The following is a 614-nucleotide window of genomic DNA, read 5'->3' on the forward strand; positions in this document are numbered from 1 at the left end:
GGGCCGGGCTGGTACCCGTGCGCCGGGGCGACCGGACCGGTCACCGGCGCGGGCCCGGGCACCGGCCCCGCCCAGGGCAGCGCGGCCGGATCGGCGCTGGGACGCTGGTGCAGGGGGCTACCGCGCACGGAGCACCTCCCCGGGGTCGTGCGGGTACGGCCCGTTCACGTTGTCCTGACTGTCTGTCACAAACGGCTGCTGGAGCGGGTACTGGTCGTCCGGATCGCCGTACGGGGCGGACTGGACGTGCGCCGGGAACGGCGCCGGCGCGGCCGGCTGCGGCGCCAGCCCGGCCAGCGGCGCCACCGGTCCGGTGGTGATCACCGGTGGGACGGGCTGCGGCGGGGCGTACGAGGGCTGCTCGCCCTCGGCCGTCCCGTAGCCGGAGCGGCCGGGCCCGGAGCGGCCGTGGGCCGCCGCACCGTACGGGCCCGGCGGGTACGGGCCCTGCCCATGCGGGGTCTGCGGGTACGGGCCCTGCACCTGCGGGCCCGGCGCGTACGGGGTCTGGCCGTGACCGCCCTGCCCGTACCCCGGCCGGCCGCCCGGACCGTACGCCGACTGCCCGTACGGGCCCGGCGCGGGCGCGGGCATCGACGGCTGCTCGCCCTGGC

General features: G+C 79.8%; 1 pseudogene. It reads right to left on the reverse strand.

The annotated features are described in order from the left end of the window. Positions 1-117: 117 nt before the first annotated feature. Positions 118-614 (reverse strand): annotated as a pseudogene (locus tag AE652_RS42675) (hypothetical protein); the annotation flags it as partial.

Source organism: Kitasatospora sp. MY 5-36, assembly GCF_001182915.1.
In the GTDB taxonomy this organism is placed as follows: domain Bacteria; phylum Actinomycetota; class Actinomycetes; order Streptomycetales; family Streptomycetaceae; genus Kitasatospora.